This window comes from Bifidobacterium sp. MSK.17.10, from assembly GCF_019129655.1.
GTDB lineage: Bacteria > Actinomycetota > Actinomycetes > Actinomycetales > Bifidobacteriaceae > Bifidobacterium > Bifidobacterium adolescentis.
In genome coordinates this window covers 58,919-75,362 of sequence record NZ_JAHOJD010000009.1, presented here as the reverse complement: position 1 = coordinate 75,362, position 16,444 = coordinate 58,919, and the positions used below count along the sequence as shown (strand labels likewise).

The 16,444-nt window shown below is 60.2% G+C and carries 11 protein-coding genes and 1 riboswitch; of the genes, 4 read left to right on the top strand and 7 right to left on the bottom strand.

Features of this window, described 5'->3' with window-relative positions; genetic code table 11:
- Nucleotides 1-27 precede the first annotated feature (27 nt).
- Nucleotides 28-630, bottom strand: a complete 603-nt coding sequence (locus KSX58_RS08590; protein WP_034984602.1) for a DUF3043 domain-containing protein — start codon at nucleotides 628-630, stop codon at nucleotides 28-30.
- A 182-nt stretch (nucleotides 631-812) separates the two neighbouring features.
- Between KSX58_RS08590 and KSX58_RS08585 the strand changes: the two genes are divergently transcribed.
- Nucleotides 813-2,180: a dipeptidase gene (locus tag KSX58_RS08585; protein WP_217736164.1), complete on the top strand. Its 1,368-nt coding sequence runs from the start codon at nucleotides 813-815 to the stop codon at nucleotides 2,178-2,180.
- Nucleotides 2,181-2,293: 113 nt separating this feature from the next.
- Here KSX58_RS08585 and KSX58_RS08580 read toward each other — a convergent pair whose 3' ends face one another.
- The 6 genes from KSX58_RS08580 to KSX58_RS08555 form a co-directional block, all read right to left on the bottom strand.
- On the bottom strand, nucleotides 2,294-3,172 hold the full coding sequence (locus tag KSX58_RS08580) for an energy-coupling factor transporter transmembrane protein EcfT (protein WP_038444566.1): 879 nt from the start codon (nucleotides 3,170-3,172) through the stop codon (nucleotides 2,294-2,296).
- 1 nt (nucleotide 3,173) lies between these two features.
- Entirely contained in the window at nucleotides 3,174-4,667 is a 1,494-nt protein-coding gene (locus KSX58_RS08575; RefSeq protein WP_033499829.1) for an ABC transporter ATP-binding protein, read from the bottom strand.
- A gap of 120 nt (nucleotides 4,668-4,787) precedes the next feature.
- Nucleotides 4,788-5,402 (bottom strand): ECF transporter S component, encoded by a 615-nt coding sequence (locus KSX58_RS08570; protein WP_003810333.1) that lies wholly within the window; start codon nucleotides 5,400-5,402, stop codon nucleotides 4,788-4,790.
- Nucleotides 5,403-5,433: 31 nt separating this feature from the next.
- Nucleotides 5,434-5,536: riboswitch (TPP riboswitch) on the bottom strand.
- A gap of 118 nt (nucleotides 5,537-5,654) precedes the next feature.
- Nucleotides 5,655-6,776, bottom strand: a complete 1,122-nt coding sequence (locus tag KSX58_RS08565; RefSeq protein ID WP_217736165.1) for a P-loop NTPase — start codon at nucleotides 6,774-6,776, stop codon at nucleotides 5,655-5,657.
- A gap of 65 nt (nucleotides 6,777-6,841) precedes the next feature.
- Nucleotides 6,842-9,514 (bottom strand): NAD-dependent DNA ligase LigA, encoded by a 2,673-nt coding sequence (gene ligA / locus KSX58_RS08560; RefSeq protein ID WP_217736166.1) that lies wholly within the window; start codon nucleotides 9,512-9,514, stop codon nucleotides 6,842-6,844.
- Nucleotides 9,515-9,599: 85 nt separating this feature from the next.
- On the bottom strand, nucleotides 9,600-12,920 hold the full coding sequence (locus tag KSX58_RS08555; RefSeq protein WP_055054811.1) for a lipopolysaccharide assembly protein LapB: 3,321 nt from the start codon (nucleotides 12,918-12,920) through the stop codon (nucleotides 9,600-9,602).
- A gap of 143 nt (nucleotides 12,921-13,063) precedes the next feature.
- On the opposite strand from KSX58_RS08555, the gene KSX58_RS08550 reads away from it, so the two are divergent.
- The 3 genes from KSX58_RS08550 (at nucleotide 13,064) to KSX58_RS08540 (ending at nucleotide 16,439) form a co-directional block, all read left to right on the top strand.
- A complete protein-coding gene (locus KSX58_RS08550) occupies nucleotides 13,064-15,202 on the top strand; it encodes a hypothetical protein (RefSeq protein ID WP_085380373.1) in 2,139 nt (712 codons plus the stop codon).
- A gap of 117 nt (nucleotides 15,203-15,319) precedes the next feature.
- The gene (locus tag KSX58_RS10495) at nucleotides 15,320-15,661 is read left to right on the top strand and encodes a hypothetical protein (RefSeq protein ID WP_051633917.1); all 342 of its coding nucleotides are present in this window, start codon (nucleotides 15,320-15,322) and stop codon (nucleotides 15,659-15,661) included.
- Nucleotides 15,630-16,439, top strand: a complete 810-nt coding sequence (locus tag KSX58_RS08540; protein WP_217736167.1) for an energy-coupling factor ABC transporter ATP-binding protein — start codon at nucleotides 15,630-15,632, stop codon at nucleotides 16,437-16,439. The genes KSX58_RS10495 and KSX58_RS08540 overlap by 32 nt, the downstream gene beginning before the upstream one ends.
- The last annotated feature ends 5 nt before the right edge of the window (nucleotides 16,440-16,444 follow it).

Here is a 16,444-nt window from a genome sequence, read left to right as displayed (position 1 = left end):
AAAATCACCGGCGGTTCTCGATACCGATCACTCCGGCCAGTGTCCACGCTTCGGGTAACGAGGCTTCGGAAGCCTCCAACGGCGAATCTGGATGGCACGGCTCCACGCATAGGAACCGGAACGCATGCCCTTGGCCACGGACTGCTCACCGAATTTCTCGATGAGCTTCTTCTTGAGCTTGTGCCACATGACCGCCACGTCGATAATCACGGCGAACAAGTAGACATACATGATCAGCATGAGCGGCAACGCCAATGCAGGCCACTTGTAGGTGACGACCATGGATCCGATCAGGATTATGAACGCGACCGGGATGAAGAACTCGCCCAGATTGAAGCGGGCATCGACGTAGTCACGGATGTAGATGCGCCACGGCAGACGTTCCGACTTTGGCATGTGGTTGATGTCGCCACTTTGCATGGCATCGTATTCGGCGTTCTCACGTTCGCGGATGCGGGCCTTGGCCGCCTTACGGCTGGCGTCGCGATCCTTGGGGACCAGCGGACGGAGATTCTGCGCCTGGGCGTCCTTGCGCTTCGGGGTCGGACGGCCCTTGCCGGAGGTCGGCTGTGCAGCCTTGCTCTCGACGTTCTCCTGCGCCGGTTCTTCCTTCTTGGTAAACAAACTCATGCCTATAGAGCGTAAGGTGACGTATCGACGCTCGATGCCGCCCGCGGTGCCGTCTGCGTTGCGGTTCAAGCTGCGATTCAAGCTGCGGTCGGACGGTCTGCAAAGAACGGATACAATGGACATTCGTCACACGATATTCAATCCGCGTAATATACACGCATATATAGGGAGCATCAAGGATTATGACAGCTTTAGGAGCCGAAGAGATCCGCACGCGCGTCGAATCTGATTTCAGCCGCATCGTCGACGTGTTGAACCAGAAGATCGCCTTGCAGTCGATTTCCGCGAAGGGCATCACCGCCGATCATATGAAACGTTCCGCGCAATTCGTGGCGGACCTGCTGCGCGAGGTCGGCGTCGATACGAAGGTGGTGCAGTCGCACAACCCCGACGGCACGCCGGGCGCTTGGGAGGTCATCGGTTCCAAAAACGTCAGCGAGGACGCGCCGACGGTGCTGCTGTACGCGCACCATGACGTGCAGCCGGTGCCGGATCCGAGCGTATGGAACACCGACCCGTTCGTCGGCACTGAAATCGGCACGCGTCTGTACGGCCGCGGAGCCGCGGACGACGGCGGTGGAATCGCCATTCATTCCGGTGCGCTGAAAGCGCTTGGAGACGATCTGAAGGTGAACATCAAGGTGTTCATCGAAGGCGAGGAGGAGATGGGTTCTCCGAGCTTCATTCCGTTCATCGAAGAGCACCGGGACGAGTTCGCTTCCGATGTGATCATTGTGGCCGATTCGGGCAACTGGTCCGCTGAGATTCCGTCGCTGACCACGTCGCTGCGTGGCAACACCGATATTGATGTGCATGTCAAGGCGTTGGAACATCCGGTGCATTCCGGCCAGTATGGCGGCCCGATTCTTGACGCGAACACGCTGGCTGCGATGTTGATTTCCTCCATGTACGACGCCAATGGCGATTTGGCCGTGCCGGGCGTTGCGTCCGAGGAACCGGTTGGCGGCCTGCAGCGTGATATGGACGAGGCGACTGTGCGTGCCGACGCGGGCATCGTCGAATCGTATCGTCTTGCCGGCACCGGTTCGCTCGCCGCGCGTCTGTGGACGAAGCCCAGCGTCACCGTCATCGGGTTCGACGCGCATCCGGTGGAAGGATCCTTCAACGTCATCTCTCCTGAAACCACGTTCCGTCTGAGCTTGCGCACCGCGCCGAACCAGCGCCCGGAAGAGGCCCAGGAGGCGTTGGCCAAGTTCATGGTGGAGCATGCGCCGTTCGGTGCCGAAGTGTGGGTCGACAAGCTCGACAACGGCATGGGCTGGGCCATGGATCCGAACGCTGAGGCCACCAAGGACGCCATGGACGCCATGGAGGAAGCGTTCGGTGTGGCTCCGGTCAACAAGGGCGAGGGTGGCTCCATCCCGTTCATTCCGGAATTGCAGCGCATCTTCCCGAAGGCGCAGGTGCTGGTCACCGGTCCGGAGGATCCGAAGGCCAACGCGCATAGCCCGAACGAGTCCATCAGTCTGCCGGCGTTGAAGAACAACGTCATCACCGAAGCGTTGCTGCTGGATAAGCTCGCCAAGTAAGAAGCCGTGTAAGGCTTGCCGAAATAGAATAAAGCTCTCTGTCATACGATTCCGATTGGAACGTATGACAGAGAGCTTTTTCATTTAGCTGCCGATTGGGGAATCATCATCCATTAGTTGGACACGTTGCTGAACGCCCAATGCCAGTAGCCGGTGTAGTATGCGGTGGCCAACGCGATTGCCGGCACCGCGATGCAGATGGCGTAGAACAGCCAGTCGACCGCATGCAGTTTCGATTCGCGCGCTTGGCTTCGTGGCGCGTCGGATCCGAATCCGCGCGCTTCCATGGCGGTGGCGAGTTTCGTTCCACGTCGGATGGATACGACGAGCAGGCTGAATGCTTGCGAGAAGACGCGTTTGATGGTGCTGCCGTCGCCGAGGCCACGCGAGCGGCGTGACTGGCCGAGTGCACGCCAATCGTCCTGCAGCAGCGTGAACATGCGCATGCCGGCAAGGCCGCCGTATACGAAACGTTGCGGCAGGCGCAGAATCTGCACGAGTCCGTCGGCCAGATCGGTCGGGTCGAGTCCCAAAGCCAGAATCACACCCGGCACGGCGATTGCGGCGACACGTAGGAATGTGGCCAACGCCAGATAGAGCGATCCTTGGGAGATGACGATGATGCCGCCCAGATTGGCCAGCACCGTGCCGGATGTCTTGCCGTACAACGCCACGGAAACGAAGCTGCCTGTGGCCGCTATCCATACCGGCCATGTCTTGCGCAAGACCGTCCAGGGAGCCACTCCGCCGATCCATAACAATAGCATTTCCAAACCAAACGCCACGGATGCCGAAACGACATCGAGGGTGAAGAACATCGGAATGCACAGGATCAACGCACCGATGAAACGGCTTACCGGGTTGATTTTCGCCACGAACCATGACGGTGACGCCGGCTTCGTTTCGTTACGACGTTCCTTGTGTGGCACCACGGTAATGGTTTCGGGCTTTTCATTGCCGTCGCGCCCACTGTTTTTGTTGGTTTCGAGCATGTCACTCCCCCTCTCTGACCAAAATACGGCGTGCGCCCAGCGCTTCGATGAGCGGCTCATCGTGCGTAATCATGATGACCGCGCAACCTTGGTCGCGCGCACCGGCGATCAATTGGACCATGCTGGTCCACGTGGTGAAATCCTGTCCGAATGTCGGCTCGTCCATGACCAGCACTTTTGGCGCGGCAGCCAGCATGGACGCCACGGACAGTCTTCTTTTCTCACCGCCCGATAGGGTGAATGGATTCGCTTTGGCGAAGCGGGAAAGATTCAGGCGTTCCAACAGCCTGTCGGCGATGGAATACGCCTCCTCGTCGGTTTTGCCCATGGATTTGGGGCCGATGGCCACCTCGTCTCGCACGGTGGATGCGGCGAACTGGTGTTCCGGCTCTTGGAACACCATGCCGATACGTCCCAGCAAGTCGCGGCTTTTCCATGTGATCACATTGTTTTCGCGATGGGGAGGTACCAGATCGTCCGCCATGCATACACGTCCTGCCATCGGTTTGAGCAGTCCTGCGAGAGTGAGTCCAAGTGTGGATTTGCCCACGCCGTTTCTGCCGGTCAACGCGGTCACCTCACCGGAATGGAATTCGAGGTCGATATGCTCGCCGAGCGGGAAATCATAGCCGAAGCTCAGATCCCGCGTGTAAAGCACGACGTCCTGCGGTTGCCGGATTTGTTCCGGTTTGGGCGCGTGGCTTTCGATGGTGCGGCCCGGCACCCACGCACCGCCGTCGGCAAGCACCTGACCCATGTGGCCGAACACTTCGTCTGGAGTGCCGTCGGCGATTACGCCGCCGACGTTCGAATCGGCTTCGGGTTTGCCCAGCACGATGACGCGGTCGACCAGGTCGAGCCACACGTCGATATGATGTTCCACCACAACCAGCGTCTCATGGGTCTGTTCGAGGACGTGGCGGACAGCGTCGTGCACTTCCTTGACACCGTCCGGGTCAAGGTTGGCGGTCGGTTCGTCAAGCAGCAGCAGGCCAGGGTGCATGGCCAGCACGCCCGCCAAGGCGAGGCGCTGACGTTGCCCGCCGGAAAGTCCTCGTGTGGAGCGGTCGAACGCCATGTAGTCGAGCCCGACGATGTCAAGGGCGGCTCGTGCCCGGTTCCAGATTTCATCTTTCGGCAGGTTCAGGTTCTCGCAGCCGAATGCGGTGTCGTCTCCGGCACGTTCGAGAATCGTCTGCGAGTCCGGGTCCTGAAGCACCAGCCCGCAACGTCCGCGCGCTTGTCTGGCGTCGACGCCGTCGATGAGCAGCTCGCCTTCCTGCTCGCCTTCGTCATCTCCACCGAGCACGCCAGCCAAACCGGACATCAGGGTTGATTTGCCTGCGCCGGAAGCGCCAAGCAACAGTACCCGCTCCCCCGGTTTGATGTCGAAGTCGACGTGTCGTAGCGCGAAATCCTTACGTGAGGCGTGTCTCCATCCCCAATCATGTGCGGTCACGCCGGCCGCTGTTGTGTTCTGAACGTCAGTGGTCATTCGTCGTTCTTTCTTCTGATTGTCATGCTGTTGTTTCGTATGCCGTTGTCATGCGATGCGCCATCACAAGAAAATCCCGCACCACCTTGATGTGATGCGGGATTTGCTTGCATCGGACAATCAGACCAGTTCCTGCGTACGACCGGATTCGAAGCGGTCGAGCACGCCGGTCTTGGCGATGGCCACCTGCAGGAGGTACATCACCGCGCCGGCGAGCACCGCGCCGGAAATGGCGGAGGCGATCAGGTAGATGCTGACGCGTAGCGCGCTCCAAGCCGGATTGGTAAGCCAGTAGTACAGGCCGCAGCCGACGCCTGCAAGTGCGCCGGAGATCGTGGTGGACAGCAGGTCCCACTTCTTATAGGCGAAGATGGCAAGACCGATTTCGGCGCCGAGGCCCTGCACGATGCCGACGATCAGCGAGCCGCCGACGCCCCACTGGTTGCCCATGGTGAGTTCGAGCGCGGCCGCGAGGGTTTCCGCGAACAGTGCGGCTCCAGGCTTGCGCACGATGATGGCGGCCAGAGGGCCTGCGAACAGCCAGAAAGCGTTAAGCAGGCCTTCGAAGCCTGGAGTCACCGCCTCGAAGAGGGCCAGCGGCGCGGTGCAGACGATGTCCCAGCCCCAGAAGATCACGCCGGATGCGACGGCGATGATGGCTGCGACGACGATATCGACCACGCGCCACTTGTTGTTGTGTTTGCGAACTGCGGAAGACTGGTTTTCTTCAGTCATGGGATATGTGCCTTTCTCTTTTCGTCAAGGCACGGGAAATAGAGAGACGTCCGTGCGCCGGCATTACCCGGTATACGTTCATACGGTTGAAGCGGTTGCTTCCTCTCAGCCATTCGGCCCCCGTGTCTGCGCCTGATATTACACAGGACCCACGATTTACGTCGGTTTTGTCTCATAACGGATTCCGTATTCCGTGGCTGAGTCGCATTCCGATGTGTTGTTTTGGAGGAACGCTCCAACCGTATGGTGATTTTATTGAGGCAGTCTCATCAGCGATTCGGCAAGATTCTTGAATGTTTCTCCGATACCGTCCGACCGCAACGCGCCCTCTTTGGTCAGGACTGCGGGCCGGCCTGCTTCGCCGGTTTCGCGCAGTTCAGGCTCCAATGGGAGTTGTGCGAGCAGTGGCACTTCATAGCCGAGGCTGTGGGTCAGCTGTTCGGATACGCGTGCGCCGCCACCTTCGCTGAAGATACGTAGCTTCTCGCCTTTGTGCTCGTAGTAGCTCATGTTCTCCACGACGCCGCGAACTTTCATCGGCACCTGCAATGCCACCAGGCCGGATCGTACCGCGATGTCGGAGGCGGATGGCTGCGGTGTGGTGACCACCACCAGTTCGGCGTTCGGCAGTGCCTGTGCCACGGAAATCGCCATGTCGCCGGTGCCGGGCGCCAGGTCGAGCAGCAATACGTCCGGCTCGCCCCACCATACGTCGGATAGGAATTGTTCCAAGGAGCGTTGCAGTCTTGGACCACGCCATAGGATGGCTCTGTCCGCGCCGGCGAACATGCCGATGGAGATCAGTTTCACACCCCATGCGGTGACGGGCATGAGCATGCCGTTGAGGTTCGTGGGCTGTGATTGCACGCCGAATAGCCTAGGCAGCGAGAAACCGTAGATGTCGGCGTCGATGGCGGCGGTATCGTAGCCGAGCGCCGCGAATGTGGCTGCCAGATTGGCGGTGACAGACGATTTGCCCACGCCGCCTTTGCCGGAGGCGATGGCGAAGATGCGGGTTTTGATGCCGGGTTTGTTGAACGGGTTCTGTTTACGTTCCGCTTTGAGGCCGGCCACCAGCTGGGTGAGTTTGTCTTGGCTCATGGAGCCGACTTCGATGCTGGGAATCAACGTGGCATCAGGATAGGAGGCGACCGTGCCGTTGATCTGGTTGGTGATGGTCTGCGACAGCGGACAGCCTTCCACGGTCAGTTCGACCCGCACCCGTACGTCGTACGTGTTGGTTTCGCCTGCCACTGGCGTGGCGTCAATGGCTGCGATCATGCCCAAGTCGGTGACGGACCTGCCCAGTTCGGGGTCAATCACTTTGCTTAGCCGTTCGTAGATGCGCGCTTCGATGGTGCGCTCGTCGCTCATGCTTCCTCCTTATGCCGCGTACCACAGTAGCGGTTCGCGGCACGGCTTGCCAGATGGTGTGGCGATTATTCAACTGTTCCCGTGTCGAGCAGCTGTTTGAATTGGTCTTCGTTGAGCATGGGGATGCCCAGTTCCTCGGCTTTTGCGGCTTTTGAGCCGGCATTCTCGCCTACGACGACCCAATCGGTTTTCTTGCTGACGGATCCTGCGGCTTTGCCTCCGCGCAGAACGATGGCCTCTTTTGCGGAATCGCGGGAGAATCCTTCCAACGAGCCGGTGACCACGACCGTTTTGCCTGCCAATGTCTGTGGTAGTCCGCTGGCTTGGGCTTGTCCGACTCCTACGCCGGCGGCCTTCCATGCGTCAAGCACGGCACCGCGCCAATTGCCCGGCTCACGGGCCGCGGTGAACCATGTGACTACGGATTCCGCAATTTCCGGACCAATACCGTCGATTTGGGACAATTCGTCCACGCTGGCATGTTCGATGGCATCCAACGTACCGAACGCGCTGGCGATGGTGCGTGCGGTGGGCGGTCCGAGCCTGCGGATGGACAGGGCCACCAGAACGCGCCACAGGTCGGCATGGCGGGCTTTGTCCATTTCGTCGAGCATCTTGCGGGTGTTTTCCGCCGGACGAATGTACACCGGCTGCACGCTGGACGCGCCTCCACGGGATACCTTGATTTCCTCGCGGATCACCACGGCGTCATCCGGCACCACGTATTGCGGATATTCCGCGGTCTCGTCGATGTCGGCTTCCTTGCGTTTGCGGGCAGCGGTAGGCGCGGTCCAGAATGCGGGCACCTGATGCCATAATCCGGATCCGCCCACACGTTTGCGCACTTTCTTGATCTTGCCGTTTGACCCGACGGTCTCGTGGATTTCGATGATTGGGGCCTCGCGCCAGACGCGCACATCCTTGAGGTCTGCGGACGTCAACGAGAACAGCCCGGCCTCGCTGGACAGCACAGGTGTCTGCATGGGCGGCAGTTCCAGTCCCGCCACCGGCTCGTACGGTTCAGGCTCCTCACCGGGTTTCACCACGATTTCGGTGATGTTCGGCGCATACGTGTCGATGGAATCGGGCCTGTCCTCTTCGGGATTCGTCAGCGCAATGGCTGATTGGTCGCCCAGATGTTCGATATCGAACGCCTTGCGGGACGCCAGATTGATGATCCGCTCGGTCAGCTGCGCCGGGCAGGATTCCACGTTCGGGCAGCGTATATCTTTGTCTCCCTCTTTGGCGGGAGCGAGTTCCGCGCCGCAGCTCGGGCAACGCGTGGGCATCACGAACCGGCGGAGCTCGCCCTCGCGTCCCTTGCGTCGCTCCAGCACCGGACCGACGAGCTCGGGAATCACGTCTCCCGCCTTGCGCACCACCACGGTGTCGCCGATGAGCACGCCTTTGCGTTCCACTTCAAAGGGGTTGTGCAGCGTGGTACGGGATACTGTGGAACCGGCCACGTACACGGGTTTCAACACCGCCACCGGAGTCACACGTCCGGTGCGCCCCACCTGCACAGTGATGTCAAGCAGCTCGGTATTGACTTCTTCCGGTGGATATTTGTAGGCGATGGCCCAGCGCGGCGCACGCGATGTGGCGCCAAGGGAACGCTGCAATCCCAAATCGTCGACCTTCACGACGATGCCGTCAAGCGCGTGTTCGATGTCGCCTCGGTGTTCGCCGTAATAGTCGATCATGTCGAGGATTTCCTTGAACGACGTGACCTCACGGTTGTGCGGAGAGACGGGCACACCCCATTTCTTATACAATTCGTAGGCTTCGGATTGGTCGTTGACCACATCATGGCCGTTGCCGGCGTGCCCCGCACCCCAACGCAGCGATCCGATGCCGTGCGCGTAGAAGCTCAGGCGACGGGTTGCGGTGATACGCGGATCCTTCTGTCTCAGACTACCTGCGGCCGCGTTGCGGGGATTGGCGAATGGCGCGCGACCGGCGTCCTCGTTCTCGGCGTTCAGCTTGTTGAAATCGTCCCATCGCATGAACACTTCGCCGCGAATCTCCACGAATTCGGGAATGTCTTCCTCCGGTCCGGCAAGGTTCTGCGGAATGGTGGAGATGGTGCGCACGTTGAGAGTGATGTCCTCGCCGGTCACGCCATCGCCTCTGGTCAGACCCTGTTCAAGCACGCCGTTGCGGTAGATGAGGTTCAGCGCAAGACCGTCGATTTTCACCTCGCAGGTCATGGGCAGTGGCTTCGATTCGGGCCAATCCAATCCCCTGAGCACGCCGTCGTACCATTCGCGCAGCTCCTCGATGGAGAACACGTCATCGAGGCTCATCATGCGCGATGGATGACGTACGGAAGCGAAGTCGTTGGAGAACGTGCCGCCCACGCGATGGGTCGGTGACTGCGGTGAGTCAAGTGATGGGAACTGCGCCTCAAGCGATTGCAGGCAGCGCAATCTTGCGTCATATGCCGCGTCGGATGAGACGGGGGCATCGTCGATATAGTATGCGATCTGGTCTGATTCCACCCATGCGGCCACGCGCGCCCACAGCCTGGCCGCGGCCTCGGCGCTCATCGAAGCCACATCAACCTTGTCGAGGCGCATGGCGTCGGCATCGGTCGGCTGCAACGCGGCAATCCAACGTTCGCTGCCCGGAGTCAGCGAAGCCAGCACCTCATCGGCCACGACGGCCGCGGAACTACCGTCGCTCTCCGGCGCGTCGAAATCCCATGCCAACTGTTCGGAATCATCACGATTCGTCATTGTCACCGCTTTCCCATCATTTCCGCCATGCCGCGCGGATGTCCACGCCAGCACCGATTATCGCACAAATGTTCGACTGTTTTTGTTAGTTGTTCAGAGAGCGCAGGAACTGCACCTGCACCACGTCGGCACCGTCATGGTCTTCGTAATCCATGCGCATCGCGGCCACCGACAGGGTGCGTGCGGGCACGAACATGCCTTTGTCCACGCAGACGCGGGCCGCTTGGTGCATCAGGGGCGCGACCGGCGTGTTCGGCCATACCGGCAGTCCGGCGTCGGCGAGCACGTGGATGGCTTCCTGCACGTTGGTCGGCACCGGAATGCACTGCGATTGCGCTCTTCCGATCAGTTCCTGCAGTTCGCTTTCGAGCATGGCGATACGTCCGGGGGCGATCTCCTCGCTCATGATGTATGAGGCGGCGGCAAGGTCGAAGTGGTCGCACATCCATTCCGCATAGGCGAGGCGATAGTAGGCGAATGAGGCGTCTTCCCGGTCAAGCGCGACGTTCAGCGCGTTGAGGCATGCCGCACGTGCCGGATCCCAGTCCTCGGCACGCCCCAGCTGCACGGCGAGCTTGAGATGCGACAGCGGGTATGCGGGGGCGTAACGCACCATGGCGTTCAGATGCGGCAGCGCGGCATCGACGCCTTTGACTTGGGCGAGCAGGTCGGCAAGCTCCATATGCATGTAGAACAGGTTGTCGGGGATGAGCACCGTTCTTTCGCCTTCGGTGGCGAACATGCGGTTGTAGATAACGCGTTCCGCATATGAATTGAAGTACCGCGGCACGCCCGGATTTTCAGCGAAGATCCGGTCCATACGTTCGAGTGTGGACTGGGCGGATTCGATGGCCCGCTCGACGTCTCCGGAGAACAGCATGTCTCGTGCCTTCAGACGTTCGTCATCGAGGGATTGTGCCAGTTCGAATGAGAAGTCGGGCGTGTCTTCGCCGTCGATCAGCGCGCTGGTGACCTGCGGCGCCAATTCGGTCAATTCCGGATCGGATATGGAATTGATGATGTCCATGGCCTGTTTGGCTTTGGCCACCGATTCGAGTCCGTCGCTTTGCGCAAGACGATGGAACTCCCCCACGGCGCGCTGCAACAGGTCGACACGCTGGATGGACAGGCCCATCATGTTCTCACAGCCGAACAACTGCGCCGTGCCGTCATCAAAACGAATGTCGGACAGTTCGGGTTCTTCTTGGCTTCCCGCCGGTGAGAATCGGCTGTCACGAAGGTCGAAGGCCGCATCGATGGGTTTGAGCGCGCCTTTGCCGTCCACGTCCATTTCGGCGTCGAACATGCGGTATGTGGCGGTTGGATGGGCCAATCCGTCAGTGTCGAGCCGCTTCAGGAACTCGTCGCGGGTGAAGGTGACGGTCACCAAGTTGCGTACGGTCGGGTTTTTGCGCAGCTGCGCCATCGGATCGTCGTCATCATCATCGAGGTAGGTGTCGTACTCCGTTTTGTCGCTGGCGTCGTCCCGCATGGAGGCGTCGTCATCATCGGCGCGTCCGTCCGGTACCGCGAACGCCATTTCGTCGAAGTCGATGTCTTTCATCAGGTCTTCGAACTGGCCGTCCACCGTATCGTCTCCAGTGCCAACGCTATCCGAGCCAGCCGAATCGTCGGAATCGATTGATTCGGATGAGATATCGGTGGTTCTCGGAGTGACGGGCCGAGCCGGATCGCCATGGTAGTCGCCGTCCTTTGGAGCGGCTTTGGATCCGGATGGCCTCATGTCTCCGGTACGGATGCGTTCGAAGGCGCTTAACGCCTCGCTCATCAACTCGCTGATGGCGGAATCCTGTTCGGCTACGGCCTCTTCCAGACCAATCGAATCGATGTGCATCGACACGCGTTTGACATTCGGATCGGCTCCGAAGCTCAGCGCGGCCATCATGAGTCCGACGCGCAGATTGTAATCGACGCTCATACGCGTGCGTTCGACGTCGGTCAGGTCGATCCACGCGCGGCGCGATACGTCGTATCGGGTGAACGGCATCATGGACACTCCAGCAGAAGTGAAGCCGATTGCGACTTCGCCGTCGCTGAGGTCGCACCGGAAGTCAACGTCGAAACGGTATGGCAGACGCAGGCTGCGCAGCAGACGGGACATGGTCTGCCGGTACACCCATTCGGAACCTCCGTCGGCGCCGAAATCGCCTTCCAACACGTTGTCCTTGGTTGATTCGGCGACTTCACGCCGGAAGTCGGCCGCGATATCCGCCAGTCGGCTGGCGGCCTGGATGCCGTCTTCCCGGTTCGGGTCGAGGATCGCGCCGAACCGGTCGTCCGGTTTCAACGCGATCAGCGTCGGATTCTCCAGCAGGGCGAAGTCGATCTGCGCGGCTTCAGCACGCGTCACCGTGTCCTCCGTGGGGAGAGCGCCGATGCGTGCGTTACGTTCCAACCATGAGCTGACGGCGGCGAAGCGGTTGAGGTTGCCCTCGATGTTGAGGGCGCACAGCACTGCCGAGAACGGCAGGGAGGAATCCCATGCGAAGAAGTAGCATCCGGAATAGCTGGATGTGTACAGGCGCAGCGGTTCCGCTCCGTGCACAGCTTCGAGCCCTTGATCGGTATCGAGCGCGTGGGCTTCGCGCATCAGATCGGCGAAGTAGTCTTCCAGGCCGGAGGCGCGCATGCCATGCGACCGGGCGCTCATGGTGTCTCTGATGGACCGTCGGATGGCGCCTATGGGCGCTTCGCGGTTGAGCCTGCGGAAAATGTTGCCGGAACCGAAGCCGACGAGCAGGCCGTTCATCTGTGGAAGCATGTAGGCGGCGAAGAAGGCGATGGTGATGGCGTCCCGATATTCGAGGTCGAACCGCATATTCGCTGGCAGGTTGGCGCGCATTTGCTCAAGCGTGTAACGGCTGCCGGTTTTGAGCCATGAGGCGAGCCACATCATGCGACCGCCCGGCATGCGTCCCACGACGCCGCCTTGCGTGGCGCGCACCGTTTTCGGATTGCGGCTGGCCGCATGGCCGAGTCTTGGACCGTCCGCCAACGTAAGGGTTTCCTCTTTGACGAAGACGAACCGCGGTTCGAGTTCCTGCGTGTCCATGTCCGGATCGGTGCCGGCGAAGACACGCGCTTTGCCGTCCGCGAGCGCGATTTGGGCGAAGTGGTCGCTGTCGGTGAACAATCCGATGGAGAAGGCATGGCCGTGGGTCTGCGGCAGTTGGGCCCATCCGAGGCGGAATCCTCCGGGCACGCCTTCGAATCCGTCGATGATGTGTCGTTTGATGAGCGGATTAAGCCGGATGGCGTTGCGGGTCAGTTCGTCGACGATGTCGTCGGGCTTGTCAAGCGCCTTGCCGAAGGGGTTGGCGTGGATGTGGCGCGGCGTGGCCTGGTTGACGAGTCGCCGCACATTTTGCCTGACGCGTTCGAGCATGGTCCGGTTATGTTCCGGTTGGCTGGCCGGGTCTGATGGTGTGCGGTGAGACATGTGTGCTATTCTTTCAATCCAACGCGACATGAAGCTATTAGAATAATGACGTGACTTTTTCGAAGCAGCGTTTTCAGGCACGTCGTCGTATGTGCGCAGCCATTGTAGTCGCTTTCGCGGTGATGGTGGTGGTCGAGTGCGTGTTGTGCAATATGCCGTTTTGGCGTTCCTTGGCCGCATCGGGTGATTCCGCCGCCGCGTACAACGTGCTAGGCCCTGGGCTCGAACGTACTGACGAGGGGTTGTTGAAGGTCACCGATCCGACGCAGGCATATATGCAGGTCGATGCGGATGGCTCGTCGGAATATGTTCGTATGGACCCGGTGTCTTCGAAGGCGTTGGATAAGGCAGCCAGACAATCGGAGCAGGTGTTGCGCACGGTTCGCGTCCGTCCTGATGTCAATCGCAGGGCCGGTACGGTCAGTTCGGTGTCGGTGTCTTCGCCGCGTTCGCTGTATGTGCATGCGGCGGCTGCCGGTGGTTCGGTGTGCGTGCGGATTGTCGAGCCGAAGGGTTCGCTGATTCCGTTTGATGCGGTGCGTGCGAATGTGCGTGTACCGTTCGCGTTGAATCCGTTGCGTATCGGCGTGATGGTGGCCGTGTTGGCGATGGTACTGGTGTGGAGGCCTGGTTCGCGGTTGTGGCGGATGCCGTTGGATACGACGAGTGTGAGGCAGCGTGCGTGGCTGGGGGCGCTGCTGGCGGTGCCTGTTGTGGTCACTTGTGCCGTTGTGGTGTGGCAGCTGGTGGAGGCGGCTCCGTTGAGCTTCCATACGAAAGGCACGTACACGTATGATTTCGACCAGTACGATTACGTGGCAAGGGCGCTGCTTGATGGTCACGCGTGGTTGGATTTGGATGTGCCGGATGCGTTGCGTGACGCGGCGGATCCGTATGATGTGGCCACCCGGCAGCGGTTGCTTGCCGATGGCGTAAGCCCAGTGTATTGGGATTACGCGTTCTATCAGGGGCACTGGTATTCGTATTTCGGTGTGGTTCCCGCGTTGTTGTTGTTCCTGCCGTATCGGGCGGTCACATCGTTGTTCGTCGATGGCGGGCTGATGATGCCCTGCGGTGCGGCCGTGCCGCTGCTGATGCTTGGTTTTCTGGTATTCGGATGTCTGCTGGTGATTCGTGTGATATCCCGAATTCGTCCGAATGCGCCGTTGGCTGCGGTCAGTATGCTGTGCGTGTTCATGCTGTTGGCTTCCAATGGTTTGTATCTGTGGTATCGGACGAATTTCTATTCGGTGCCGATCGCCGCCTCCCTGTTTCTGAGCGTGTTGGGATTGTGGCTGTGGTTGGGCGCCGCCAAGCGGGTGCCGGTGTCAGGCGATCGGATTCGTGAGGTTGATGGCACGCAGTCGTTGTCGTTGCCCCATCTGGCTGCAGGCTCGATGTGCATTGCGGCCAATCTGGGGTGCCGTCCGCAGTTCATTCTCGTGGCGTTGCTGGCTTTCGTAATATTCTGGCCGCAGATTCAGTCGATTTTCCGTCACGCCTCCAATGATTCCTCCCTTCCCCATATGTCGGTCTGGCGTCTGATGCGCGCGCCGTTGGCCGCATTGCTTCCCGCGTTGATTGTGATCGTTCCTCTGCTGGCGTACAACGTGGTCCGGTTCGGATCACCGCTCGACTTCGGCACCTCATATCAGATGACGGTCACGGATATGACCAGTTATCGGCAGCCATTGTCGAATCTTGCGCTGACCGTCGCATATTACCTGTTCCTGCCGTTGCGGTTCACGGATGCGTTTCCGTTCCTCGCCGTCAATCCGGCGCCTCTTCCCACTTGGGGATTTACCGAGGCAATGCCTGGCGGCTTATTCACGATAGCTCCGTTGACGTTGGCCGCGCTGGCCTGCCCGTTCCTCTACCGGCGTATGCGCAAGGCCGGGCGCACGAACACATGGCTGTTGTTGACATCCAGCCTGGCATTGGGATTGCTGCTTGTGGTGATTGACTCCCGCATGGCTGGTTTGGGATGGCGGTACATCGCCGATTTCGGATGGCTGTTTGCCTTGGCCGCGTTGCCTTCGTTGCTGATCGTACTTGATTGCGGCAAGCCGCGTCTGCGTTGGGTATGTCGTGCCGGATTCCTCGCGCTGCTGCTGTTCACGCTGGTTGTCGCGCTGATGTCGTTGTTCCTGCCCGGGCGTGACGATGAGATGTTGCGCAACAATCCCGCCCTCTATCTCGACGTGCAGTCCTGGTTCATGTTGGGTTGACGTCCGACATAAGCTACATCCAGTAAAAATTCAGGTTTCTTTCCTGATTCATATAGCAGTTTTTCCGGTTTGCTCTGAGTTTCATCGGCAATCATAGTGATTGTCATCATTGTTGCTTTGAGTTATGTTCCGGGGGTCGCCGACCATGAAACCGCTTTCGCCGCCACGCAACCATCCTCAGGCCGCACGTTGGATGCCAAAGGCGACATCGTGCTGCTCACCACCGAACTGGGCCGCGACGACAACGCCGTGCAGGACCAAGTCGTCAAACTCGATGCCGAAACCAGCAGTGTGACGCGACTGTTGGATTTCGGCAGCCTGTTCGCCGATTACAAGGCGTCCGCCACGCATGCGGGCACGGACGATTCGGATGAACTGCCGGTGAACCTGCGCGCGGTTGCGCCTGCGGTTCGTTACAATCGGCGGTATGGGTTTCTTCGATTCGCTGTTCGCCGGTAAACATTCCACACCGGCTTCGTCCGTCACGTTCCATCTCGACCAGGCCGCCCACATGTACGAGGACGGCAATATCGGCTTGGAAGCCACCACGCTTGATATCACACCTGACAGCAAGCGTGTGGCGATAATCGGCTTGAACGGCGCAGGCAAGACCACGCTGCTGAAGTTGCTGGACGGAGCGTTGGCCGCCACGTCCGGAACGGTCCGCATCGAAGCGGACGGTACCGCATACGACCCCGCCGTGAAACGCAATCTGAAGCATGTCGAGGATCTGGTCGGCCGCGTGCGGCGCGAAGAGATTCCGAACGCCTACTACAAGGCGGCTTCGATTCGTGAGGCGATCGACCTGCCGTTGAAGAAGCACAAGGTGCCGGAAAGCGAACGTCAGGCGATCATCGGCAATCTGTTCGCGCATTTCGACTTGGCTTCCGTGGCCCGCGAGCCGGCCTCCGCTTTGGATAGCGAGAAGCGGCATCTGCTGGCGATCGCGGCCGCGTTGAGCTTCTCCCCCGCTGCGATCGTCGCCGACGAGCCGACCAAGGGATTGGACGAGGTGGCGTCGGCGCGCGTGGCGAAGGCCCTGTTCAGCTATGACAAGCAGGTGGTGTTCGCCACGCATGACACGGATCTGATCGTCCGTCCGGAATATGCGATCGGCCGCGTGCTCGTTGTCGACGACCATCGTGTGGTGTTCGACGGCGTGCCTCGTGAGGCGGTCGATTTTTACACGGATTTGGTTCGTTCGAAGTATGAGGCGGCGAAGGGCGACAGGGCGTAGAAGAG